Raw genomic sequence first — 24,960 nt, 5'->3', positions numbered from 1 at the left:
CATTCGATTTCAGACATATTGAGCGAGGCGTTTTCATGGCACTGCATGTTTTACATTACCTGCACGAAGGTCGTGCACGTTGGGGCGTGGTGAGAAGTGGCTGGATCACTCCAATACCAGGCGCGTTCGAGACGACGGCCGCGTTCGTGCGCGCATGCCGCATCGACGATCTGGCTCGCCTGAGTGGTGAAACGATCGCCGAGGCTGACGTCGAGTGGCTGTCGCCCGTCACGCGCAACCAGCAGTTCGTCTGCCAGGGTGCGAACTACCGGCAACACATGATCGAGTCCGGGATGGATCCGGACGTGAAGGCGTTCAATATGATCTTCACGAAAGCGCCCGGCTGTATCGTGCCGGCGAACGCGGACGTGGTGCGGCCGGTGCACGTGCGTTTTCTCGACTACGAGATCGAGCTGGGGCTCGTCCTCAGGCGCGACATCACGTCACGCGAAAAGATTGCCGCCAGCAATCTGCACGAGTACGTCGCCGGCGCCGTTATCGTCAACGACTATTCGGCACGCGACGTCCAGATTCCGCAGATGCAGTTCTACAAAGGCAAAAGTTATCGGACCTTCGGCCCGGTCGGTCCGTATCTGTGCCTGCTCGACGCGCGCGATATGGCGCAATTGCGCAACCTGGAGCTGACTCTGAGCGTCAATGGAGAGGTGCGCCAGAACGATTCGACCGCAAATCTCGTCTATGGTCCGGCCGAGACGCTTGCTGAACTGTCCGGCCTTCACGATTTGCACGCCGGCGATCTGCTCGCGACCGGAACGCCGTCGGGGTGCGCACTCAGCATCCCGTCGCCGGCAAAGCAGCGGGTCGCGGCACTTCTGCCCGAGCCGATGAAATGGCGAATGTTCACGAAGGTGCAGGCCGGCAGGCGCCAGTACCTCAAGCCGGGTGATCTGGTGGAAGCACGGATTGCGAGCCACGACGGTTCGATCGACCTCGGTGTACAACGCAACCGTGTCGTCGACGAGGTCGCATGAACCCGATCGCTACCGAAGCCGACGTCATTGCGATCGAAACGCAGGGGCCACCGGCCGATCTGCCTGCCAGCACCTACGAGATGATCCGTCAGGGGGCGGCGATCGATCCGTCTGCGCCGGCGTTGTCGTTCTTTCTGCGTACGGTCGACCATCGCAAGCCGTTGCGCTGGACCTATGCGGAACTGCTGCGCGACATCACGCGAACCGCGAACCTGTTCGCGCGTCTCGACATCGACCGCCAGTCGGTCGTGGCCTACGTGCTGCCGAATCTGCCGGAAACGCATTTCGTGATCTGGGGCGGCGAGGCCGCAGGCATCGTCTGTGCGATCAACCTATTGCTGGAAGGGGCCGCGATCGCATCGCTGCTGAACGCCGCCGGCGCCCGGGTACTGGTTACGCTGGCGCCGTTCCCGGGCACGGACCTTTGGCCGAAGATCCAGCCAGTGCTGGAGCAGGTGCCGTCGTTGCGGCATCTGTTGCTCGTCGATCTCGCGGGGCAGGTGCGAGGCTGGCGCGGTATTGCCGCACGAGTCATGCAGCGCCGCGAATGTCGGCGACTTCACGGGCGCAACGATGTGCGCGGTGCCGTGCCAGCACACATCGAGATTCACGATTTCGCGACGTCGATTGCTCGAGAATCGGGCGCGTCGCTGGGGAGCCGTCGCGAATTTGATGCGAACGACTTGTCATCGTTCTTCTGCACCGGCGGGACGACGGGTTTGCCGAAGATCGCGATGCGGCGACACGGCAACGAAGTTGCCAATGCATGGAGCATGGGGCAGGTCCTGGGTACCGGTATCGGCCCCGGCAAGACGCTGTTTTGCGGTCTACCGCTGTTTCACGTGAACGCGGCGATGGTCACGGGGCTCGTCCCTTTCTCGCGTGGCGCTCATGTCGTGCTCGGCACGCCGCAAGGTTATCGCGGCGATGGTGTGATCTCCCGCTTCTGGGAAATCGTCGAGCATCACCGGATCAACTTCTTCAGCGCCGTGCCGACGCTGTATTCGACGCTGCTCGACGTGCCGGTCGAGGGCCGCAACATTCGTTCGCTGGAGTACGGGTTATGCGGCGCGGCGCCGATGCCTGTCGAGGTGTTTCGCACGTTCCAGGCGCGTACTGGTGTGCGCGTCCTTGAAGGCTACGGGCTGACCGAGGGCGCGTGCGTCAGCAGCGTCAACCCTCCGGCCGGAGAACGCCGGCTCGGGTCGATCGGCCTGCGGATTCCGGGCCAAGCGATGAAAGCCGTGATCGTGGATGACCGCGGCGCTTACGTACGGGACTGCGCGGAAGGCGAGACCGGGCTGCTGTTGATCTCGGGGCCGAACGTATTTGCCGGTTATACGCAACCCGCACAAAACGAAGGCCTATGGCTCGACCTCGGCGACGGTGCGCGCTGGCTCAATACAGGCGATCTGGCGCGGCGCGATGCAGAAGGCTATTTCTGGATGACTGGACGGCGAAAGGAACTAATCATTCGCGGCGGCCACAACATCGATCCAGCCACGATCGAGGAGCCGCTGCATCGCCACCCCGCCGTGCAGATCGCGGCGGCGGTCGGGAGGCCAGACACTCACGCGGGGGAATTGCCGGTCGCCTACGTGCAATTGAAGGCGGGTATGCGCGCAACCGAGGACGAACTGGTTGCTTTCATGCGGGAATCCATCGGCGAACGGGCAGCGTTGCCCAAACGCATCCATATCGTCGATGCAATACCGCTAACGGCTGTAGGTAAGACTTTCAAGCCGGAGTTGAAGCGACGCGAGACTCTCGACGCCGTCCGGGATGCGCTAGCCGCAAATGGGATCAATCCCGTAGAGCTGAGTATTAGCGAAGATGGCTCGCTATGTCTCTCTCTATTTGAAGAATCGAACGCTGGACAAACGAAATCGATTCTCGGACGCTTCCCGTTTCGTTTTTCGATAACTGCGGCTGGGTCAGGCGTGGATCTGACGAGTAGGACCGAATGATGCCGGCCGCCTTTCGCTGCACCGGCCGTTTCTAGTTGGAGGTCGGTGAGGCGATTAGGCGGGCCTGACGGAAGCCGATAGCACTTCCCGTTTCAGGGCGCCGGCGACCGCTATAACTGTTTTTCCACGCCCGTTGGCAAACCATGTCCTCACAATGGTCAATCTCACTTCGCTCGGTGATGGACCTCAGCGGAGCACACATCCTTATCGTCGACGATCGTCCGAGCGACTTGCGGCTCCTGATCGAACTCTTGCGAGTTACCCGTTGCCGGATCAGTGTCGCCTTTGATGGTTCACAGGCCTATCACCGTGCGCAGGCAGTCTCGCCGGACCTGATACTGATGGATGTCCGCATGCCCCGGATGGACGGCTTCGCCGTCTGCCGATTGTTGGCCTCGACGCCGTCGACGCAGACTATTCCAGTTGTAATTCTGACCGTCGCGGGTGCGCTCGAGGACCGTCTTGCCGGGCTTGAAACGGGAGCAATCGACTACATCGTAAAGCCGTTCGAGCCGGCAGAGGTCATCGTTCGAATTCGAAATCATATTAAGCGCTCCAGTCGCGATCGGCAGCCTCGAAACGTGCCCGAACTACCGGATAATCCGGACTCCAATTTGGTACGCGCTGCAATCGGAATCCTACTGCATGATTTGCGTAAGTCACCAGCTCTTGACGAACTGGCACACCTCGTCGGCACCCACGAAAAGCGCTTGTCCCGGATTTTTCGCGATTGCTTGGGGCAGACGGTATTCGAGTATTTGCGCGAGACGCGATTGCGCACCGCTATGCACCTTCTTTCGACGACATCGATGAGTATCTCGGATGTAGCCGACGAGATTGGCTTCTCGAGCGCGGCCAATTTTGCCACCGCATTTCGGGAACAACTTGGCGTTAGCCCATCGCGTTGGCGGAAGAGACACCTTGGGCAGGATTGTGGCGGAACAAGCGACGAAATGCGGGTGGGCAAGGACTCAAAGTAGTAGCCCCGGAACACCGGCGAGCATGCGTCTTGTCCGACCGCACACGCCTGTTGCTTTACGCGCTGCTTGCCATCGACAAGAGTAGGGGGCGAGCGCGACTGCGATCTGCGCGGACCGCCAGTCGGGTCTGTGAGGCCGGCCGCAAACGTTACCGGTACTGCCGCGATGCGATCACCGCCGTGCTGAGCACATAACGAGAGCGATCCGGCCAGATCTGTCCGATGGTCGCCTCGTAACGAATTCATTGTCTTCGCAAGTCGATCCGGGGCGGACTCGCGTTATTGTTTCGCCGGCGCGGGGTAAACGCTGATGAGAAAGCTGCCGTACATTTATTGACACCCCTCACAAATCTGCTAAATTTTCCCCATAAATTGACGGTGTATCAATTGTGTCGGGCGTAGCGGAGGTGTGCGCTGGGTCCGCATGAATAATGTATCAGTACAACTACCTAATGGAGACGCCCCAATGAAATGGACATGTTCCGCGGCATGCTCGGCCGCTGCGATTCTTGCTGTGCCTGCGTACGCCCAGAGTACCGTTACGCTCTATGGAATCGTCGACGTCGGCGTGACCTACGCGAATAACGCGCAGACCTCAAAGATCGACGGGAAGCCGCACGGTGCCTCACAGTTTGCGTTGAGTGACGCCCATACTACCGGTCTCAGCGGTAGCCGCTGGGGCCTCAAGGGCGTCGAGGACCTGGGTGGTGGCTGGAAGGCGATTTTCAATGTGGAGAACGGGTTCATGGCGAACACCGGTGCATTGGCTCAGGGCGGAGCGGAGTTTGGACGCCAGGCTTGGGTAGGACTGGCCAGCCCTTGGGGCACGGTCACTGCGGGCCGTCAGTACGATCCGTTGGTGGATTATGTGCAACAGTTCGCTGCGTCGGGTGCATTCGCTGGATACATGGGTTCTCATCCGGACGATCTCGACAACCTGACGAATACGAACCGCATCAACAATTCTGTGAAGTTCGCCTCGGCGTCCTACGGCGGCTTCAGGGCCAGCGCCCTCTATAGTTTTGGTGGTGTGCCAGGGAGTCAGGCACAGAACCAGATATGGGGGCTCGGCGCCGGGTACACCGGAGAGCGTTTCGTCATGGGACTCGGGTACCTCAACGCGCGCGATCCGAATGTATCGTTTTACGGCAACACTCCGAATAAAGGCACCGCTGCGGCGAACAACATCGGTTCCGGAGGTAGCTCAACAGCACCCGAGTCCAATCCTGTCTATGCTGGCTATGCATCTGCCAAGACGCTGCAGATCTTCGGGGCGGGAGCCTCTTATACGCTCAAAGACACGACGCTTTCTCTGGTTGGTACGAACGTTCGATTTGGCTCGCTGGGATCGTCGTCGGGGCCCAATCCGTTGGGTTATACCGGGGACGCTGTATTTACGAGTGTCGATCTCAACGTTCGATATCGTGCATCACCGATGCTCCAACTCGGCGCAGGCGTTGACTACACGCATCGGAACGCGGTGAAGGGCGACCAGGGGGCAAAATACTTGCAGCTGGATTTTGGCGTAGATTACAGCCTTTCGAAACGCACGGATTTGTATGCATTGGCGGTACTTCAACGTGCGATGGGTCATGATTCGCTCGGACAACCCGCCGTCGCATCAATTGCTGGCTTCAGTCCGTCGGCGACGGATAAACAGATCGGCGTTCGGCTCGGCATCCGGCACAAGTTTTGATGTCGCCGCCAAGCTGAGGTAACGTGTGGCGCCGCTCTATAGAGATGGCAATCGTACGGCGCCACACTTCCAAATAGCAACAAGCCTCGAATCGGTGCGGAGCAACCGGCTGGAATCGATGGGGCGATCAGTTGTTATTTGCCACGCGCTTTCGCCGTGACGTGCGCGGAAGGGAAGACTCCAGCGCTTCTCCATGTGATCGGGGCCACTGTTCGAATCCATCCAGCAGCAGCCGCAGGCCCTCATCAAATGCGCAGTCGGCGCTGAGCTTCGAGAAAGCCGACCCAACCAGCTTGGCTGCTGGATATCGATCGTCCGAGGCGGCTTCAAACTTGTCGCGTATGTAGTCCGAGTGCTCGGCGGGGCTCTGTCGCCCCGCAGCTGCCACGCTTGAAGACAAGAGGTATTGAGCAAGCAAATGGTACGCGAGCGCGGTCTTTTCCGCAGTGAAACCACCCTGCAGAAATGCCGAGGTCGTGTGATTGAACAGCGCCAGGCCGTAGTCCGTCTCGCCTGGTCCGACAGCCTGGAAAAGCCTGAAACGATTGTGCGATGCGATATAGAGGCTGACACCCGGCATTTCACGCGCGAACGCATACGAGATCCGGGCGATTTTCTCGACGTCCGGGCGCCAGTCTCCGGTTAACGCCGGCAACGCTTCAAGCCGTTGACGATAGTAACCGTTCAGTACCCCGGAGATCAGGTCGTCGCGACTGCCAAGGTAATAGTGGATCAGGCCCGGCGCGACGCCAAATTCCTTTGAGAGCTGCACCATCGAAACCTGGTCAAGAGGCATCGATCGAGCCATCTCGCTGGCGCGCTCGATGATCACTTTCCGGGACAGCAGTGGCTCGGTACCGATCGCTGATGCCGTCTTAGGCGGCCGGCCTCGCCGTCGCGGGACGGTTTCGCCGGCGGATTCGGTTTTGTTTCGGGGTGCATCCGTCATGGTCAGCGCGATGGTTCGTGTGGGGACCGAAAGTTGTTGCGGGAAAGTACCGACAGTCTACCTCCAAAATATAATTGACACTATCTCAATAAATTTCTACTCTTCGATCAAGTGCTTGAACCGATCAGGAGACGAAGTGGCTGAAATGGAAAAGGCGATCGTGACCGCAGGGCTGCGGGGTGCTAACTGGGACCCGGCCCTTATGACGCGCCCATATAAGGTGGTCCCGTATGCGCTGCAGACTGCAGACGGTCAGAAGACGTTGGGGTTCCTTTTTACGCGGACCGGCGAGGAGCGGACGGTTGTCTCGATCATGCATCCGAGAGAAATGTCCGTGACGCACTACCTCGTTCCCTCCGTGCTCGATGCCGGGTGCGCCTGCTGGGTACAGGGCCCCCGATCCATCGGCAACGATCTGCGACTGGAGCACGAAATTGCGCTGTTGGACGTTGCAGCCGGCATGAGCCACTTGCGCTCACTGGAATTCGAAAACATCGTTCTGCTTGGCAATTCTGGTGGCGGTGCCCTCTACGCGTTCTATCATCAGCAGTCGCGTCTGGCTCCCGAACAGCGCATCAAGCGCACTCCAGGGGGGCGCCTCACTGGCCTTGGTGACGTCGCGATGCCGATAGCGGACGCGATGATTCTGGTTTCTCCGCATCCTGGACAAGGGGTGATTCTCCTGAATAGCGTCGATCCAAGTGTGGTCGACGAAAACGATCCTATGTCCGTCGATCCAGCACTTGATCCGTTCAGTGCAGATAACGGCTATGACGCGGCAACCAGAACAGCGCGCTATTCTCGCGAATTTTCGACGCGATACAGGACGGCGCAACTTGCGAGAGTGCAACGCCTGGACGTGCATGCGCGGGCTTTGCTCGCGCGGAAGCAAGATGCGCGCAAGCGTGTCAAGGAAGGGGGCGGGACCGCTATCGATCACCGAGTTGCGGGTTATGCCCCGATATTCCAGGTATGGCGCACCGACGCTGATCTTCGTGCCTGGGATACGTCGATAGACCCATCGGACAGAAAGGCAGGCTCTCTGTGGGGCAACGATCCATTCACATCGAACTGGGGCAGCGTCGCATTCGGACGTGTAGTCACTCCGGAATCGTGGTTGTCCACATGGTCCGGCCTGACGAGTAACGCATCATTCGCGAAGTGTGCGTCCGCGATCGATGTGCCGACGCTTTTGCTGGAGTACTCGGGTGATCAGTGTGCTTTCCCAGAGGATTTCGAATGCATCTACAACGACATAGCGTCGAAAAATAAGACGCGAATCAAGGTTCGTGGAAACCACCATGGCATGGCTTTGAGCAAGGACGAGCCTTCCGGCCGACGGGTCGCGGGTGAGCATATCGCTGAGTGGCTGGGTGCACGCTTCACCGTTTGAGCATTGCACCACCACAGTTACAAGATGGAGACACAGTTGAACGAAAGAGAGTTCAGGCCCAAGCGAGCTTTGCCGGGCGTCCGTTATCCCGACATCGAACGATTGGCCCGCTACGTCGATGCCGGCGTCCTTCAAAAGCAATCGCTGCGTGCCGCGCTTTGTGAGTCCTTTCGCGAGCATGCCGGGCGAAAAATTCTGGTCGGCCCAGAGGGCGAGTTCACCTACGAGGAGTTTGATGAACTTACCGACCGGTTTGGCGCGGCGCTGTTGCGCGAAGGCGCCCGGCCGCTTGATCCTGTCATCTTGCAGTGCGGAAACTGCAACGAACTCCTCATCGCGTTTGTCGGTTGCCTCAAGGCAACGCTAATCCCTCTTTGTGCGCTTCAGGCGTTTCGTAAGCACGAGATTTCCTATCTCGGCAATCTCTGCGAAGCAGTCGTACACGTCGTACAAGGTGACGATGCAAGATTCGACGACGTCGCTTTCGGCGAGGAAATGTGCGATTACGTCCCTTCTCTGAAACTCCTCATTCAGGCCCGTGGGACCCCACGTGGCAGTGCGAACACGTTGTGGTCGCTGATTGACAGCATCGGCACGAACGACGCACGGTCCGTGCTGGCTGATGTCGAGGACGATCCGTTTCAAGTCGCGGTGTATCAGTTGTCGGGAGGCACTACTGGTGTCCCGAAGATAATTCCGCGTTTTCAGAACGAGTACTTGCTGAATATGCGGGCGGTCGCAAGCCGAAACGGCTACCACCGTGACGATGTCCTTTTCATGCCCACGCCGTTCATGCACAACATGAACATGGTCTGTTTCTTTGGGCCAATGATGTTGAACGGTGCGGCCGTGACGGTGTGTCCAGACATCAGGCAGGAAACGCTCTGCGACGTAATCGAGCGCTACAGCCCTACCTGGTTTGGCCTTGCCGGTCCGATCTTTTCTCGGGTCGCGGACCAAATGCGGAGGGCATCTGTAGAGGAGAAGCAGCGTCGCAAGCTAATCGGCCCAAAGAATGCAGCGCGTTTGCGAGATGCGCTCGGCTCCCCTTGCTACCACATCTTTGGGATGACCGAAGGAGTGATCATGTTCGCTCATCCTAGTGACCCGCAGCGCATCCTCGACGAGTCGGTCGGTCGACCGGTGTCGGAATATGACGAGGTCCGGATTGTTGAACCGGGAACAGAAATTGACGTTGATGACGGAGAGGTTGGGGAAGCGTTGTTCCGCGGACCATATACGATCCGCGGATATTTCAAGTCTGAAAGGGAAGACGTTCATCGCTTTACCACTGACGGCTATTACCGATCAGGTGATTTGATGATGGCCGAAGTGATCGACGGCAAGCGCTATTTCTTCTTCCGCGGACGGACGAAAGACGTCATCGACAGAGGCGGCGAGAAAATCAACGCCGAGGAACTCGAGAATCTCATCAATGCGTGCCCGCGTGTGCATGCCTCCGCAGTTGTCGGAATGCCAGATCTGGTTTATGGCGAAAAGGTGTGCGCGTTCATCGTACCTAAGCCCGGAGTTGAGCCCATCACGCTATCCGAGTTGACCGAATACCTCGATGCCGCGGGTCTAGCCAAATTCAAATGGCCGGAGCGCGTGGAAATCATCCACGAATTTCCCGTCACCGCATCCGGGAAGCTGAGCAAGGCTCTGCTCCGAAAGTGCATTACCGAGCGCCTCAACGAAGAGCGTGCATCAACAACTGCTACCCAAGGCTAAATCATGAACCGTTCAGAACGTGAGGTACTCGTCGCGAATCCGGTGTTGCGTGGTGTTCATCACACCGCGCGTCCGACATGGAAGCTTGAAGAGACGGTCCGTTTCTATCGTGACCTTCTCGGTTTGCCGCTGGTCCATGCAATTTCCGCGCGAGGCTGGGGGCCGGCCGACCACGCGGACTTCCTTCATTTTTTCTTCGACAGCGGAAATGGCAGCACAATCGCGTTTTTCTACTACATCGGTACCGAACGTCCGGAGAAACTTATTCCCACCGATCATTACCAGGACCGAGCAACTCATACCGCGTGGCTTGTCCGTGACGAGACGGAACTGGCTCAATGGCGAACTCGCGTCGAGGAAGTTGGGATTCCGTTGCGATACCAGGTTCGCCACGAAGTAATTGAATCAATCTATTTCAATGATCCCAACGGTTATCCCATCGAGATCACGTACCAGACGCGTCCGTTCGACGACAAGGATAAGGGTGATGCGACTCGCACAATCGAAGCGGCCATCGAACTCGAACGTGCAAGCTACGCCGGCAGTCCCTTTGCGGGCATCGAACCGGTCTGGAAACGAAAAGGGGCCGGATTCAGTGATTTCGGGAGTTTGTCGGTTGCGTCCGTGTTCGTCCTCGATGTGCCGGAGTTCCGTGCTCTCGTCGACGCGGCTGAAGAACGGGTCGGTTACGAAGCCGTGCGAGTAAGCGATGGTTACGTGAGAATCGACGGGGCGCCGGGCCTTGCCTTTGAGCGAAAGGAGTTGGGGTTCAAGCCGGCTGTCTGGTACGGCGCGTTAACGGGAGGACTGGTTGGGACCATCGAGCAGTTCGATATGGAAAAGCTGGTAATCGCGCCCGTGAGGCAAGCATGAAGGTCGATATCGTCGGAGGCGGTCCCTCCGGTCTGTTTCTTGCCATCCTCCTCGCGCGCCACGCCCCGCATATCCAGACGGAAGTGATCGAGCAGAATGAAGCTGACGCAACTTTTGGTTTCGGTGTCGTGCTCGCAGACACGGGGCTCACGCGACTGCATCAAGCGGCGCCTGAGCTTTGCACCGATTTGATATCGGCCATGAAGTTCACCACGCGGCAAACCATCATCACCCAAGAAAGTCCAGTAACCGTGAAGCGGCCTGGGCAAGGCGGTGGCGCTATCCCAAGACTGAAGCTCCTGCAGATCCTTCAGGAACACGCGACACGTCTTAACATTCCGGTGACCTATGCGTCGCGAATCAACGACATCGATGGTCTCGACGGCGACATCATTGTCGGTGCCGATGGTGTCAATTCAAAAGTGCGATCGAGCGACGAGATCGGATTCGGCACTACTAAGCAAGAACTGACAAACCATTTTGCGTGGTTCGGCGTCGGAAAGGCGTTCGAAAATCCTTCCCTCGTATTTCGGGAGTTTTGTGGCGGATGCTTCGTTGCTCACTACTATCCGTATTCGGAGAGCATGAGTACGTTTGTGGCGGAGTGTGACCACGAGACGTGGATCAAACTTGGCCTGGAAGAGATGACTCTTGAACAGAGAGAGGCGCTTTTCGAAGAAGTTTTCGCGACCGAGCTCGACGGTTACCGATTGATTTCAAACAATTCCATTTGGCGGCAGTTTCCGGTCATCCGCAACGCAAACTGGTTCAGTGGAAACCGTGTGCTTGTCGGCGATGCTCTCGCGAGTGCCCATTTCTCGATCGGGTCGGGGACACGTATCGCGATGGAGGATTCGATCGCCTTGGCACAGGCGATTGTCGAAAACGACAGTGATGTCGTTGCGGCGCTCGCCGGTTATGTCGCGCGGCGTAGGGAATCCAAGGACCGCTTGATCAAGGCATCGGAAGCTTCCTATATGTGGTACGAAAACATCCGAGAGTGGATGAACGATCTCAGCCCGCATCAGTTCGTGTACCAGTTCATGACGAGAACGGGACGTGTCGATGCAGGGCGATTGCGCGAGCAGTATCCCGCGTTGGTCCGGGAATTGGAAGTGGCCGGGGCGATTCCCAGCATCGAGGGGCTCTCATGATCCATAGTTACGAGTACGTGCTTCATGAGGAGCCCTTTACCGTCCGGCGTACGGTTCGCTGGGCAGACTGCGATCCTGCTGGTGTCGTATATACCGGTCGGCTCAGCGAGTACGTATTTAGTGCGGTGGCGCTATTCAAGGATTTTGTCTCAGAGTCGAGTGGCGGTGGACATCGGCCGCTTGGCGAAATCTTCGATGTCGGGCTGCCGTGTCGCGGCATGACATTCGACTTTTGCGGAACGCTTTGGCCCAACGATAGCGTCGATATCGAATGCAGCATAGGCGATATTCGAAGCCGATCGTTCGACATCCTGCTCGAAGGAAAGTCGCTCGATCGGCAACCCATCTTTCTTTCGAAATTCTCACCCATATGCGTGCGCACCGACGCGCGCATCGGGACTGAAATTCCCGATGCGTTGAGAAGGATCCTTGAAGGCTTTGCGCGTAAGACGCTACAACAAACGGAGTCGACATGAATTATCGCATTGGGCAAATCGTGCCCAGCTCGAATATCACGATGGAGAAGGAGATCCCTGCATTGTTCGGGGCATATATGCAGGCGTACCCGGAGCATCAGTTCACTTTTCACTCGAGCCGGGTTCGTATGCATCGCGTTGTTCCCGAGGAACTTGAGCGCATGAACCGCGATATGGGGCGCTGCGCTATCGAACTCGCGGATGCGCGGGTAGACGTGCTGAGTACCGCGTGCCTTGTCGCAATCATGTGTATGGGGGAGGGGTATCACCGCGCGGCTACGCAATCGCTGTTGGACGCGCTCGAGAGTCATCAGACATCCCCAGGGGTGATGACGTCCGCAGGCGCACTTGTGGATGAGTTGAAGAGCTTTGGCGCTCGTCGCATCTCGCTTATGGCTCCGTATTCCGATGCCTTGACGAAGCGGGTCGTCAGCTATATCGAGGCAGAAGGCATCGAAGTCAACGATGCTATCAATTTTTCTATCGAAGACAACCTTGAGGTTGGCGCACGTGATCCGATGCGTCTGATCGAAGACGTTAAACGATTGGATGTCCGTGGCGCCGATACCGTAGTGCTTTCGGCCTGTGTTCAGATGCCGTCGCTGCCGGCAATTCAGATAGCACAAGAGATGTTGGGCATTCCGGTCACCTCTACAGCAGTGTGCACGGCCCGGCAGATGCTGCGGTTGCTAGAGCTTCCGGTTACGGTCAGGGGTGCCGGTGCTTACCTCGGTGATCTTGGCGGGTTGGGGCACTGACGGAAAACATCGATAACAAGTCACAAGGAGACATGGCATGGAAATCGCAACTGATGACGGAACGTCGAAGGGCATTTACATTCGAAACGTACTTGGTGCGGCATTGGGAATGGCGTTCGGATTTGCGGCCATTTTCATCGCAACCAGCGGCGTTTTCAGCCCGGCGATTGTCAAGGAGTTTCATTGGGGGCGGGCGCAGGCGGCCCAGTCGTATTCAGCCTCGATGCTTGGTTTGGCGTTTGTCAGTCCCCTCATCGGCGTCCTGATGGACCGCTTCGGAGTTAAAAGAGTCGTTTTTGTCTCTGCGATTGTATTTGCGATTGCGATGGCCTGCATGGCATCCCAGAAAGGCAATACGGTGAGCTGGGTGGCACTGTCTCTGATTGTCGGTATGTCGGGTGCGGCTACTTCCGTGCTCGGCTACCTCGCTATCCTTCCACAATGGTTCGACCGTCGCCTGGGTTTGGCAATTGGCATCGCGATGGTCGGCTTCGGAATCGGAACGGTCGCGATGCCGGCACTATCGGCACGGTTGATCGCACACGTCGGGTGGCGCGAGGCCTATCAGGTACTAGCAATTGTCTCTTGTGCAGGGGCATTCGTTGCATTCCTTCTGATGCGCGAGAAGCGTGGTTCTCGGCGCGTGGTTCATGTTCGCGGGACATCCGGCGCCGTCGATGCCGGGGTCGGATCCACGCGAGGGCGACGCGTGAAGGTACTCATGATCTTTGCGGGTGCTCTATGTGCTTCTACCGCCGTACTGTCACTGGTTCCACACCTTCCTGCACTGCTGATGGATCGAGGGATATCCGCTATCGATGCGGCGCGCTGCGCATCGTTTGTCGGGTTCGGTATTCTGATTGGTCGTCTCACATCCGGTCTACTGGTCGATCGAATTCATGCCCCGTTTGTTGCGTGCGTATACTTTGCGTCGGGAGCCATCGGCTTCGTTTTGCTTCGCCAGATCGATAGCTACTATGGTGCGATGGCCGCTTCGATCCTCGTTGGACTCGCGATTGGTGCAGAGGGTGATTTGCTCTCGTATCTCACACGTGCTTACATCGGAATGGAAAAATTCGGTTTGTTTTACGGAATCGTCTTTTCGGGTTACTCACTAGGGGCAGTGATCGGGCCGATGGCAACGGGCTATTATTTCGACGTCAACAAGTCATACGATCTGCCAATGCAGATGGCTCCGTTCCTTCTTTTAGCGTCTTGCGTTTTCCTTCTTGGCCTGGGGCGCTATACGAAGCCGGGGGAGCATTCGAATGACTCTCTTTCTAGATTTGCCGTCACCGGCAAGTAATCTTTGAATCATTGGTGGCGACGCGATGGATGCGGTTCGTCGCCCGACTAATCTTCACTTCATATCCGATACATCATGCGAGAAGCTGTAATTGTCTCGACCGCCCGTACCCCGATAACGAAGGCTCATCGGGGCGAGTACAACGCGACACCGGGACCCACATTGGCGTCTTATGCCGTACGCGCGGCCGTCGAGCGCGCTAACATTGATCCGGGCTTGATCGAGGATGTGATCTTGGGCTGCGGCTATCCCGAAGGCGCGACCGGACGGAACATTGCTCGCCAGACTGTGGTTCGCTCCGAGCTCCCGATCTCAATCGCGGGGACCACCGTCAACCGGTTTTGCGCCTCCGGTCTGCAGGCAATAGCATTCGCTGCCGGGCGAATCGTCGTTGATGGCGCGCCGGCAATGATCGCTGGCGGCGTCGAAAGTATCTCGTCGATTCGTACGCGGGAAGATAGTGCGTCTGGTGTCGATCCGTGGATCATGGAGCGAAAGCCCGATCTCTATATGTCGATGATCGAGACAGCTGACATTGTCGCCAAGCGCTATGAAATTAGCCGCGTGGACCAGGACGAATTTTCTGCCCGGAGCCAGAGCCGTACTGAGCTTGCGCAGGCAACGGGTCGGTTCGACGAAGAAATTGTGCCCGTCTCGACCATCATGTCTGTTGCTGACAAGAACTCCGGAACATTCGAAAGGCGTGCCGTAACGGTTAGAAGGGATACATGCAACCGGCCGGGCACCACGGCGGAGGCACTAATGAAGCTGGCGCCGGTTAACGGGCCTGATCGTTTCGTGACAGCAGGAAACGCTTCACAGCTCTCTGACGGTGCTGCTGCCTGTGTATTGATGGAGGCACGCGAAGCGGAACGTTATGGACTGTCGCCACTTGGCGCCTTCCGTGGGCTCGCACTCGCTGGATGCGAGCCAGACGAAATGGGTATTGGTCCGGTGTTAGCCGTACCGCGACTCTTGGCCCGGCATGGATTGACCGTGGACGACATTGGGCTGTGGGAAATCAATGAGGCTTTTGCGTCACAAGCAATTTATTGCCAGCGTCGGCTCGGAGTACATTCTGAGAGACTAAATGTCAACGGCGGTGCGATTTCGATTGGACATCCGTTTGGCATGACCGGCACCCGAATGGTGGGACACGTGTTGATCGAGGGAAGACGGCGAGGAATCCGCTATGCCGTTGTGACGATGTGTGTCGCTGGTGGTATGGGAGCTGCTGCTCTTTTCGAGGTTTACTGAGGGATGGCGATGCCTTCAAGAAACGGAGCATCAAGCGGACTCGAGGGGGATTCCTCCGTGGTTGTGAGCGAGGCCCCGTGTTTCGATAGTCCCTTCGTTGACGCACTCGGAATTGAACGCGTCACGTGTTCGGCCGGGACATGCGAAGTGGTGTTGCCGCTGAGATCGGCGCATATGAACGCATGGGGTATTGCCCATGGTGGCATCAGTATGACGCTTTCTGACATCTCACTCGCGTTGGCCGCACGCAGTGTGGCAGACTCGGATACAGGTGTTCTGACAATCGAATTGAAGATTAGCTTCATCCAGGCCGGTCGAGGACAGCTCTACGCGCGCGGCCGCTTGTTACATAGGTCAGCGAAGATGGCTTACTGTGAAGGCGAGATTGTCGACGGCAGTGGGTTGTTGGTGGCGAAGTCTCTTGGGACCTTCAAGTACGCGACGAAGCGTTGAGTCAGTCAGTTTTTTGATTTCCGACAGGTGCGACGTACATAGGGGCTATGATGAAAGAGCGGGTTCTTGTAACCGGGGGAGCGAGTGGTATTGGTGCCGCCGTGGTCAGCCGGTGCAGGGAAGACGGTTATGACGTGGTTGTAATCGACAAAGTAGGAGATGGAATAATTGCGGACCTTTCGGATCCTGCGGATTGTGCCAATGCCCTTGCGGACGCCTTGGCAGGGGGGCCAATAACGAGGCTAGTGAATAACGTCGGAATGGTAGCGCCGGCCGACGCAAGTACCCAGACGCTGGAGGATCTCGGAAAGGTCTTGGATCTGAATGTCCGGTGCGCGCATCAGTGTATGCAGGCACTTCTTCCGGGAATGAAGGAGGCTGCGTTCGGTCGTATCGTGAATGTCTCGTCTCGAGCTGCGTTAGGAAAGGAATTGCGCACGGCATATGCAGCGAGTAAGGCGGCTCTGTTGGGGATGACGCGCGTATGGGCACTCGAACTCGGTACCTGGGGAATTACGGCTAACGCAGTTGGTCCTGGCCCGATTCGGACGGAGCTATTCGATGCAGCTAATCCTCCGGAATCCCCGCGGACACGGGCCATTATTGCGAGCGTTCCGGTCAAGCGGCTGGGGGTGCCGGAGGACGTTGCACGAGCAATCGCTTTCTTTCTAGAACCGTCCAGTGGCTTTGTTACGGGACAGACCTTGTATGTTTGTGGCGGCATGACCGTCGGTGTTGCTTCGATCTAAAGCAATACCGTTACAACCTCCAGCCGACACCGGAAACAGGAAAGTTGCCGGTCGCCGGTTTCTCCGTTTCGGATTCAAGATCCAAATCGTGTTGGGACCAGCTTGAAAACGCAGCACGTGGACGGACGTACGCTTGTAGCCGCTGGGGGCGCCGCTTGTGTCGGTCCGGTGCTGCGTAGCCGGGTTGACGTGTGCGGAGGAGCTCACGCATGTTGCTCGTCACGACTATTTTCCCGTCTGCTTCGGTCACACGTTAGAACGCATGTGCCAGAAGGAGAAGGGTCACCGTAACTGTGATTGCTCCTCCAATCCGTGTCGCAATCTGCGCGAATGGCATCAGGTTCATACGGTTGCAGGCCGTGAGTATGGCGACGTCTCCGGTACCACCCTGGCCGCTGTGACAGGCATTCACGATTGCGGTGTCGATCGGATACATTTTCAACCACTTGCCGACAAGGTAGCCGGTGCCCATCAGGGCCGCTACAGTACTCGCGATGGTTACGATGTTTGCGACATTAATGGCAGCGACGAGCTTGTCCCACGGTGTCATTGCAGTTCCGATTGCAAACAGCAACGGGTAAGTGACCGCGGTCGAGAAGAATTGGTAGACAACCCGCGCGCCGCCTTCAAGATTCGGAGAAACAAGCCGACAGACCTTGATGAAGACGGCAATGAAGAGCATCGCCACGGGTGCAGGCAATCCGAGCAACCGATGTCCCAGGAGGCCCACCAGGTACAGGGAGATGGCGGTGATCGCAGCTGCAGCGACAGTATTTACGTCGGGAGTGGACGGCGCCGATTCGTCGACCGGCGTCGTCGGAAGTTCGGCAGCCGGCTGCAGCGTACCGCGTCCGGTCAGGTGCGGTCGCTTTTCACCGACCCAATTGAGAACACCCGAGAATAGGATGGCACACAAGCTTCCGATCATGACCGCCGGTAGGACTTCCGCAAATACCGGACCTTGCGGGATCTTCATAATTTCCGAATAGCCGACGGAAAGGGGAATCGCCCCTTCACCTACGCCTCCGGCCATGATCGGGATGACAATGTAGAGAAGGGTGTGCTTGGTGCCGAGGCCGAGCACGGTTCCCACGATGGTTCCGACGATTCCACCAACGATGGACCCGGCAGCGAGTGGAAAGAATATTTTGGCAAATCCTCGGATCAGCACCTCGCGATCCATACTGAAGATGCTGCCAACGATAATCGACGCGATGAACAGATACATGAAGTTGCTCACATGCGTGAAGTTTGTCACCATGCCGATCAACTTGGCAGGAAGCAACTGATGAAACGCGAGAAACGAGGGAAGAAACGTGGCGACGATCGCAGCGGAGCCGATCTTGTTGAAGATAGGCATGCGTTTACCGATCTCCGCACAAGTGAAGCCGCAAAGCACCAGGACCGCGATCGCCATCGATATCTCACCGGGAACCTTGCCCGTCGTAACGAAGCCCGCCACGAGCGCGATCAGGAGAAGGTAGATCGGCAGCGGAACAATGCCTATGCGCAGTTCAACGATTGCCCACCAACCATAAGGCCAGAAACTGCTTCTACGGATGCCTGCATTATCTGAAGAGAGTTCTCTCGTTTGTTGCATGTAATGTCTCCTATGTAATCTCAAGTTTAACGAGAAACCGTCGTGATATTAAATAAGGTGTGCAGAATATATTGGTGAAATTCTCTTAAATTGCCATTCTTTTCGATGCGCGACTCAGATGACTCCCACCGTTTGCGATTGTCAGCAGCCTGAATTCATGAGCGACGCCTCTCGCCAGTCAAGCTTAAACAATGTCCTGGTTCGAACCCCGCGGTGCGGTTCTTCACCGACATCTACGTACCGAAGCGAGCGAAGACAATGCAAACTGGGCTTCCAGTTTCGACGCGGCGGCCCGTTGCAACGGGCCGCCCGCTACCAGATTCGAGCAAGAACTGAACGATCGAATGTGAGTTTTCATTTGCTACATACAGCGTCTTGCCGTCTGGGCCCAGGCAGAGGAACCGCGGAAACGATCCTCCGGTCGGCGTCCACGCAATGTCGGTGGGGAGGCATGTGATTGGATCGAGACAAAAGGTTGCGATCGTATCGTGGCCTCGGTTCGTGACATACAGCGACCGGCCGTCGGCCGCGATGGCGATTCCTGCTGCACGACTCCAACCGTGGTAGTCACCCGGTATTACCGAGACGGTGTTTACTGCCGTCAGATCACCCGTTGAATGGTTGAACAACCAGCTCGTCAAAGTCGAATCGAGCTCGTTGACGACATAAACGTATGGCCGCAAGGGGTGGAACGCCGCGTGACGTGGACCAGCGCCTTCTCGTGCCCGGGCGCATTTCACAACAGACGAGCCATCGGACAACCATCTTACGGCGAAGACAGTGTCCAGTCCCTTGTCCGGTACGATGTACCAATCACTATCGACGAAGCGTGTGCTGTAGCGGGGTACGTGATGCGGGTGGGACGATACCTGTTCAACGCGATGGGGGCCTGGACGCCCCTCGAGCACAACGGGAAGCGAAGGAGAATTGAGCGAGCCATCGCTGGCGATCGGCACCGGCGTCAAGGATCCGGTCGCATAGCCTGCGATGACGAGCGACGAACCGTCGCGCGAAAATTCGACATGCACAGGGTTGCGTCCAACGCCAGAACGCACATTCAAGGCGCTGAGTAGCCCTGAGACAGAATCGAACCGATAGGCGCTCACTTCGCTTTCGTCACCATGCACCGCATAAAGCCGGTCTTGTGCCTCGCTTAACGCAAGAAAGCTCGGATTGACCAATGGCTCAAGTGTCTGACAATGCTGCCAGCCACCCGACGGGTCGATCTCGAAAACAGAGATGCCAGTTCCTTCGGCGTTGCGTGCGCGGGTCGTTCGACAGCCTACAAAAGCGAAAGTGCGTTCCATGATTAGCCAGCCTGATCGCTGACGGCCACCTGCGGAAGCAGTATCCCGGGAGTGGCCGGTCGAGCCGGCCGTGGGGGCATCTGGTAACCGAGAAGGCCGAACATCGGGGTTTTCTCCAAGGCAAGCAGGCATTGCTTGCGTTTCGTGTTTGTGCATTCTATGATCATGAAACGCAATAAGCAAATGCATTTGAGGCAGGTGGTTACCCTGAGCGGAGCGCCAGGGAGACTCACGAGGAGAGCGGCAATGGCAAAATCGGTTGTTCACACCAGTTTGGCCTCGGCTCACGCAGCCGTGGTGAACGGCCATTTGTCGCCCGTACAACATATGGACAGCTCTCTCGAAAGCCCGATCCTTACCCCCTTGCAGACGCGTGTCGCCCGCGAAATCATTGCCCTTGCCAGACGCGAAGATCTGGCAATTGGGGATCGATTGGCGGAATCCCTGCTTGCCGAAAAAATCGGCACGTCCCGCACGCCGGTGAATGCAGCACTCCACCATCTGGCGACGCTCGGTGTCGTTTATTACGACGCGAATCGCGGATTTTTCATGGCGCAGCCAGCCCGCGATGTGACGGCGGTCGCCGAGCACTTTTTCAACGAACCCGACGATCCGCTGTACCTGAAGATCGCCGACGATCGTCTTTCGCGCCGGGTTCCTGATGTGGTCACGGAGGCCGACCTGATGCGCCAGTACGAAGTTTCGCGTAGCGAATTGCGGCGTGTGTTGTCGAGGATGCAAGAAGAGGGCTGGCTGGAGCGGCAGGTCGGGCATGGTTGGCAATTCATGCCGATGATTGATTCGGTAGACGCGTATGAAGAGAGCTACTTGTTCCGCGCCTCTATCGAGCCGACCGGTGTTATGTCCCCGATGTTCAAAGCAGATCGCGTGGAACTGGAGGAGTTGCGCCGGCGGCAGGAGTTCATTGCCGGCTCCGGCTACCTCACGATGAACTCGGTCGAGCTTTTCGAGGCCAACAGCGAATTTCACGAAACGATCGCGAAATGGTCTGGCAACCGCTTTATTGTTCAGTCCGTCCGTCGCATGGACCGCTTGCGTCGCCTTGTCGAGTATCGGCAGGCAAGAGCTCGCAAGCCGCGCCAGGGACAAGCGAAGGAACACCTTGCGATCCTGGATGCAATCGCCCAAAACGATCTGCTTAAGGCCGCGACGCTGCTTCGGGAGCATATCGATGGCGCGCGCCGGGCGAAGGTGCGGGCTCAGGAGGTCTTCCCCGAAGAATCGTGAATCTGAACAGGTAAGAGACGCCGCGAGATCTGCGGCGTTTTTTTAAAACCCAAAGTGCATTTTGTGCTCATAAAACACTTAAGGCGGGTTCGACGGCAGGCTCGATACCGCCATAGCAGCTGGAGACAAATCATGTCGTATCGCCGAGGATGGATCGCCGTCTTCCTGTTTTCCCTCTCCATGATCAACTACATGGATCGCATTGCTCTTTCGATCGCGGCAAAGCCGATCGAACACGAGTTCCACCTCTCCGCGGTGGGCATGGGTTACCTGTTCTCTTCGTTTATCTGGAGTTATGCACTATTTCTTCTGCCGATGGGTTTCCTGGTCGACCGATTTGGTACCAAGCGAATGGCTGGGATCGGGATCTTCGTCTGGTCCGCAGCGACAGCTCTGACCGGCGCCGCGACGAGTTTTGCGAGCCTGATTACCGCGCGCCTGGTGATGGGGGCGGGTGAGTCGACCAGCAACCCAGTCGGTGGCAAGGTCATTCGCCAGTGGATCCCGGCAGGCGAACGCGGGATGGTCACGTCGATGTTCAATAGCGGCTCGTATGCCGGTCCGGCCATCTGTTCGGTGCTCCTCGGCGCATTGGTTGCGGCCTTCGGGTGGCGGCTCTCGTTCGTTATCGCTGGGGGCATCGGCTTCGTGTGGCTCGCGGCGTGGCTCGTCTTCTTCAATCCGCCGGAAAAGGTGCGGTGGTTGCAGTCAGACGAGAGAGCGAAGATTCTTCGCGAGCGCAGCTCGACCCCGGTCGTTGTCGACGAAGAGGACGCGAGTACCGCCGGCGGCCTGCGCACGCTGCTCCGGTCGCGCACACTTTGGGGTTTGGCGATCACGCAAGGCTGTAATGTCTATACGCAATATCTTTTCCTGACGTGGCTGCCGAGCTATCTGCAGTCAACGCGACATCTGACGCTGGCCCACACGGGCGCTCTCGCAGCGGTTCCTTATGCCGCGGCAGTGCTGTTGTGCATCGGTGTCGGCCGACTCAGCGATCGACACCTGAAAAAGAGCGGTGTTGGATCCGGTCGGCGCCGCAACGCGGTTGCAATGGCGATGCTCACCGGCTCTGCAATCCTGGCTGTCCCGTTCATCTCGAGTCTCGCCACGCTCCTGCTAATTTTTTCGATCGCGCTGGCAGGGATTGCATCGACGACCTCGCTGAACTTTGCGCTGCTGAACGATCTGCTGCCGAGTGCCAAGCACGTCGCCAAAGCAATGGCGTTTGTGGTGGTTGGGGGAAATATCTTCGGAATGATTGCTCCGATCGCGACGGGCTACGTGATTCAGGCCACGGGCAGCTACGATTGGGCGTTTGGGATTGCCGGGCTTCTCCTCCTCGTTGGTGCGGTAGTTGTGATGACTATGACTCGTTCGCCGGTAGTTGGCCAGAGTTCCCACACGCAGGCTCCAGCTTCCGCACACTCGTGATCTGCAGGGGCGGGCGAGTTGTGACGTCCGCTCATTTCAGCGCCGGAAGATCTGCGCGCTCTCTGGTGACCGGCCCTACAGAGCTGAAGCGACGTGCAATTTCCGTTTGCGGAGTCTCCCGATGCCCCTGATGTCCGTAAGCGTCTAGCCAGCGGATCGACAGCCAACCAGATCTCGTCGATCCGGATCACCGCAGCCACTCGCGCAGCCAGGCTGCACACTGGGCTGCCTCCGATATCGGCCAGCTTACCGCGACCGTCTGATCTCCCCGGCGTACTTCGATCCGAATCTCTGCCGAATGCGTGTTCCGAGCTTCCAGTGGAATCGGCATAAATGCCAGTGCAGCTGTCGGTTGCAAATCTGCCGGACGGCCGGGCAGGCCTTTCGGAAGCCTGCCTTCTGCTTGATTGATCCAGCGTCGCAGCAGATTCGCGTTGAGCCTGTGCTCCAGCGCAACTGCTGCGACCGATACTCCGGTACCGTGGCAGGCAGCTACGACTCTGGCCTTGAATTCCTCGTTGTAGCGTCGCCGCCGGCGGCGTTCAGAGCGCATTCCTTCTTCGACGATAGTGTTCACGTGTCCGCTTATTCGTGAGGTGGACACGATACTCCCAAGAGCTCTACCGAACTTCAAGATGGGTTGCCCGGCCGCTTACTTCGTACGTACGGTCAAGCCCGTCGGACTTCGAAAGTCGAACGTATGAACTTTTCTTTGAGAGGGGCCGTGAAGGCAATCGCAGAGCGACACGGGGATTTGAAGACCGCATACGCGAATGCGCAGCGTCAGGTGATGGAACGGGACGGATCGAGGGTCGTATTGAGGGAAATGGAAGGATCCCTGCCTCGTCGGCAGGGATTCTTTGAGACGACGCGCGGCTTACTTGGGCCGGACCGTCCAGTAGGTTCGGGTATTCGTAAACTCGCGAATACCCGCCGTTGCAAGTTCTCGGCCATACCCAGACTTCTTCGTTCCACCGAACGGTACGCGGGCGTCGGATGCTGTCATCGCATTGATGAACGCTGCGCCGGTCGTAACACCCTTGGCAATAGCGAGCGCCCGATCTGTCGACGCCGACCAGATGCTGATCGACAGACCGAAATTGGTCGCGTCGGCCAAACGGATTGCATCGCCATCGTCCTTAGCGACAGCAATAACGGCGAGCGGGCCGAAGGTTTCTTCATCGAACGCCGCGACGCCTGGTGCAGTGTTACCAATGACCGTGGGCGCGTAAAAATATCCCGGGCCGTCGATTGCCTTGCCGCCGGTAAGCAACTTCGCGCCCGCTTCGAGCGAACGCTTGACTTGGCTATCGAGCGCATCTCGCAGATCTGCTCGAGCGAGGGGCCCCATGTGGGTGCCCGAGTCGGTTGGGTCGCCGACTACGATGGCGTCAACCTTTTTCACGAACTGCTCGGTGAAGGTCTCGGCAATCGCCTCCGAAACAATGAAGCGTTTTGCGCACACGCAGCTCTGGCCGGCGTTGTTGAAACGAGCCTTGACAGCCGCCTCGACCGCCCGCGGGACGTCCGCATCATCGAGTACGACGAATGCGTCAGAGCCACCGAGCTCAAGTACCGACCGCTTGGATTCGCGCCCCGCCGCGGCGCCGACGGCGGCTCCAGCGCGGTTTGAGCCGGTCAGGGTCACAGCAGCGATGCGGTCGTCACGAATAAGGGTGTCAATGACCTGGGGAACGTTTGGTTCGGCGACGACCAAGGTGGTGACGAGATTCTTCGGAAATCCAGCGTCGACGAAAAGCTGCTCGAGGGCCAACGCACAACCCGTTACGTTCGGCGAGTGCTTGAGGACCACACCGTTTCCAGCGGTCAGCGACGGGATCGCGAAGCGCATGACTTGCCATACGGGGAAATTCCACGGCATGACTGCCAGTATGAGGCCGATGGGTTCGTAGCTCACCCACGCGTCGACTCCCTCGATGTTGACTTGCTCGTCGCCGAGAATGCGTTCCGCATTGTCAGCGTAGTAGAGCGCAGTAACGGCGGATTTCTCTACTTCGCCCGCAGCTTCCGCCGCGATTTTGCCCATCTCGATGGTTACGAGTTGGCTAAGTGAAGCGCTTTGGCGTCGGAGTTCCTCGGCGAGCCGCCGGACGGCAGCGACGCGTTGAGCGAGCGGTGCTTTGCCCCAAGACTGGGCCGCGGCATGGCCAGCTGCCACGGCATCGTCAATGCGTTCGGCGCTCCAGCTTTGATAGGTTTCGAGCGCCTCGCCGTTGACTGGATTAACGGTAGTGATTTCGAGTGTCATGACTTGATCCTTCAAATTCTTCTATGACCGCACGCATTGCTTGCACGCGGCAGCATGATTAAGCGTGGTGGAAGCGTTGGGTGCACAGCGTGTTGACCTGGCTACCCTTCACCACGCATCGGTCGGCTGCTTCGCGCCACTTGGCGAAATGCGGTGCGGCTCGGTGCGCGTCAATCGCCGCGTCGTCTTCGTAAAGTTCGTAGAACATGAAATGGAGAGGATCCTTGATGTCCTGCGTCACGTCGAAATACTTGCAGCCGGGCTCGTCGGAGAACGTGCGAGTCGCGTTCTCCTTGATGGCTTCGAGAAAGTCTTCGAGGCGTTCCGGATGGACCTTCAGGGAAACGATAAGCGCGATCATTCAATGCT

22 protein-coding genes are annotated in these 24,960 nt (G+C 57.9%); 16 read left to right on the top strand and 6 right to left on the bottom strand.

What is annotated here, in order from left to right:
* The first annotated feature begins 35 nt into the window (after nt 1-35).
* The 4 genes from DIE23_RS26230 (at nt 36) to DIE23_RS26215 (ending at nt 5,634) form a co-directional block, all read left to right on the top strand.
* A complete protein-coding gene (locus DIE23_RS26230) occupies nt 36-992 on the top strand; it encodes a fumarylacetoacetate hydrolase family protein (protein WP_124501101.1) in 957 nt (318 codons plus the stop codon).
* Nucleotides 989-2,959 carry an acyl-CoA synthetase gene (locus DIE23_RS26225; RefSeq protein WP_124614777.1) on the top strand — a complete coding sequence of 657 codons (1,971 nt, stop codon included), beginning with the start codon at nt 989-991 and terminating at the stop codon, nt 2,957-2,959. The genes DIE23_RS26230 and DIE23_RS26225 overlap by 4 nt, the downstream gene beginning before the upstream one ends.
* Nucleotides 2,960-3,102: 143 nt before the next feature.
* Nucleotides 3,103-3,939 carry a DNA-binding response regulator gene (locus DIE23_RS26220; protein ID WP_124614776.1) on the top strand — a complete coding sequence of 279 codons (837 nt, stop codon included), beginning with the start codon at nt 3,103-3,105 and terminating at the stop codon, nt 3,937-3,939.
* Nucleotides 3,940-4,404: 465 nt separating this feature from the next.
* Complete coding sequence (locus DIE23_RS26215) at nt 4,405-5,634, top strand: porin (RefSeq protein ID WP_124614775.1); 1,230 nt, start codon at nt 4,405-4,407, stop codon at nt 5,632-5,634.
* A 127-nt stretch (nt 5,635-5,761) separates the two neighbouring features.
* On the opposite strand, the gene DIE23_RS26210 is transcribed toward DIE23_RS26215, so the two are convergent.
* The gene (locus DIE23_RS26210; protein WP_124501105.1) at nt 5,762-6,583 is read right to left on the bottom strand and encodes a TetR/AcrR family transcriptional regulator; all 822 of its coding nucleotides are present in this window, start codon (nt 6,581-6,583) and stop codon (nt 5,762-5,764) included.
* A gap of 145 nt (nt 6,584-6,728) precedes the next feature.
* Between DIE23_RS26210 and DIE23_RS26205 the strand changes: the two genes are divergently transcribed.
* From DIE23_RS26205 to DIE23_RS26160, 10 genes are all read left to right on the top strand, one after another.
* On the top strand, nt 6,729-7,976 hold the full coding sequence (locus DIE23_RS26205) for an alpha/beta hydrolase (RefSeq protein WP_185646537.1): 1,248 nt from the start codon (nt 6,729-6,731) through the stop codon (nt 7,974-7,976).
* 36 nt (nt 7,977-8,012) lie between these two features.
* On the top strand, nt 8,013-9,707 hold the full coding sequence (locus tag DIE23_RS26200) for an AMP-binding protein (protein ID WP_260436163.1): 1,695 nt from the start codon (nt 8,013-8,015) through the stop codon (nt 9,705-9,707).
* A gap of 3 nt (nt 9,708-9,710) precedes the next feature.
* Nucleotides 9,711-10,580 (top strand): VOC family protein, encoded by an 870-nt coding sequence (locus DIE23_RS26195; protein WP_124614773.1) that lies wholly within the window; start codon nt 9,711-9,713, stop codon nt 10,578-10,580.
* A complete protein-coding gene (locus DIE23_RS26190; RefSeq protein ID WP_124614772.1) occupies nt 10,577-11,734 on the top strand; it encodes an FAD-dependent monooxygenase in 1,158 nt (385 codons plus the stop codon). The genes DIE23_RS26195 and DIE23_RS26190 overlap by 4 nt, the downstream gene beginning before the upstream one ends.
* Nucleotides 11,731-12,210 carry a thioesterase family protein gene (locus DIE23_RS26185; RefSeq protein WP_124614771.1) on the top strand — a complete coding sequence of 160 codons (480 nt, stop codon included), beginning with the start codon at nt 11,731-11,733 and terminating at the stop codon, nt 12,208-12,210. The genes DIE23_RS26190 and DIE23_RS26185 overlap by 4 nt, the downstream gene beginning before the upstream one ends.
* Nucleotides 12,207-12,968 carry an Asp/Glu racemase gene (locus DIE23_RS26180; protein WP_124614770.1) on the top strand — a complete coding sequence of 254 codons (762 nt, stop codon included), beginning with the start codon at nt 12,207-12,209 and terminating at the stop codon, nt 12,966-12,968. Before DIE23_RS26185 ends, DIE23_RS26180 begins: the two co-directional genes overlap by 4 nt.
* 37 nt (nt 12,969-13,005) lie before the next feature.
* The gene (locus DIE23_RS26175; RefSeq protein ID WP_124614769.1) at nt 13,006-14,274 is read left to right on the top strand and encodes an MFS transporter; all 1,269 of its coding nucleotides are present in this window, start codon (nt 13,006-13,008) and stop codon (nt 14,272-14,274) included.
* Between the two features lie 75 nt (nt 14,275-14,349).
* On the top strand, nt 14,350-15,531 hold the full coding sequence (locus tag DIE23_RS26170) for an acetyl-CoA C-acyltransferase (protein WP_124614768.1): 1,182 nt from the start codon (nt 14,350-14,352) through the stop codon (nt 15,529-15,531).
* A 3-nt stretch (nt 15,532-15,534) separates the two neighbouring features.
* Nucleotides 15,535-15,984 (top strand): PaaI family thioesterase, encoded by a 450-nt coding sequence (locus DIE23_RS26165; protein WP_409364252.1) that lies wholly within the window; start codon nt 15,535-15,537, stop codon nt 15,982-15,984.
* 47 nt (nt 15,985-16,031) lie between these two features.
* Nucleotides 16,032-16,733 carry an SDR family oxidoreductase gene (locus tag DIE23_RS26160; RefSeq protein ID WP_124614767.1) on the top strand — a complete coding sequence of 234 codons (702 nt, stop codon included), beginning with the start codon at nt 16,032-16,034 and terminating at the stop codon, nt 16,731-16,733.
* Between the two features lie 253 nt (nt 16,734-16,986).
* On the opposite strand, the gene DIE23_RS26155 is transcribed toward DIE23_RS26160, so the two are convergent.
* On the bottom strand, nt 16,987-18,333 hold the full coding sequence (locus DIE23_RS26155; RefSeq protein WP_124614766.1) for a 2-hydroxycarboxylate transporter family protein: 1,347 nt from the start codon (nt 18,331-18,333) through the stop codon (nt 16,987-16,989).
* A gap of 233 nt (nt 18,334-18,566) precedes the next feature.
* Nucleotides 18,567-19,640 carry a lactonase family protein gene (locus DIE23_RS26150; protein ID WP_185646533.1) on the bottom strand — a complete coding sequence of 358 codons (1,074 nt, stop codon included), beginning with the start codon at nt 19,638-19,640 and terminating at the stop codon, nt 18,567-18,569.
* 246 nt (nt 19,641-19,886) lie between these two features.
* Here DIE23_RS26150 and DIE23_RS26145 point away from each other — a divergent pair, with 246 nt between their 5' ends.
* Together DIE23_RS26145 and DIE23_RS26140 are read left to right on the top strand one after the other, a co-directional pair.
* The gene (locus DIE23_RS26145) at nt 19,887-20,888 is read left to right on the top strand and encodes a GntR family transcriptional regulator (RefSeq protein ID WP_260436162.1); all 1,002 of its coding nucleotides are present in this window, start codon (nt 19,887-19,889) and stop codon (nt 20,886-20,888) included.
* Nucleotides 20,889-21,020: 132 nt separating this feature from the next.
* Nucleotides 21,021-22,322: an MFS transporter gene (locus DIE23_RS26140; protein ID WP_124614763.1), complete on the top strand. Its 1,302-nt coding sequence runs from the start codon at nt 21,021-21,023 to the stop codon at nt 22,320-22,322.
* Nucleotides 22,323-22,509: 187 nt separating this feature from the next.
* On the opposite strand, the gene tnpA is transcribed toward DIE23_RS26140, so the two are convergent.
* The 3 genes from tnpA to DIE23_RS26125 all read right to left on the bottom strand — a co-directional run bounded on the left by tnpA (nt 22,510) and on the right by DIE23_RS26125 (nt 24,952).
* Nucleotides 22,510-22,899, bottom strand: a complete 390-nt coding sequence (gene tnpA, locus DIE23_RS26135; protein ID WP_260436161.1) for an IS66-like element accessory protein TnpA — start codon at nt 22,897-22,899, stop codon at nt 22,510-22,512.
* 300 nt (nt 22,900-23,199) lie between these two features.
* Complete coding sequence (locus DIE23_RS26130) at nt 23,200-24,591, bottom strand: aldehyde dehydrogenase family protein (protein WP_124614762.1); 1,392 nt, start codon at nt 24,589-24,591, stop codon at nt 23,200-23,202.
* Between the two features lie 58 nt (nt 24,592-24,649).
* On the bottom strand, nt 24,650-24,952 hold the full coding sequence (locus DIE23_RS26125) for a putative quinol monooxygenase (RefSeq protein WP_124614761.1): 303 nt from the start codon (nt 24,950-24,952) through the stop codon (nt 24,650-24,652).
* Nucleotides 24,953-24,960: the final 8 nt, after the last annotated feature.

The organism is Burkholderia sp. Bp9143 (genome assembly GCF_003853645.1).
In the GTDB taxonomy this organism is placed as follows: domain Bacteria; phylum Pseudomonadota; class Gammaproteobacteria; order Burkholderiales; family Burkholderiaceae; genus Burkholderia.
This window is presented reverse-complemented; position numbering and strand designations above follow the sequence as displayed.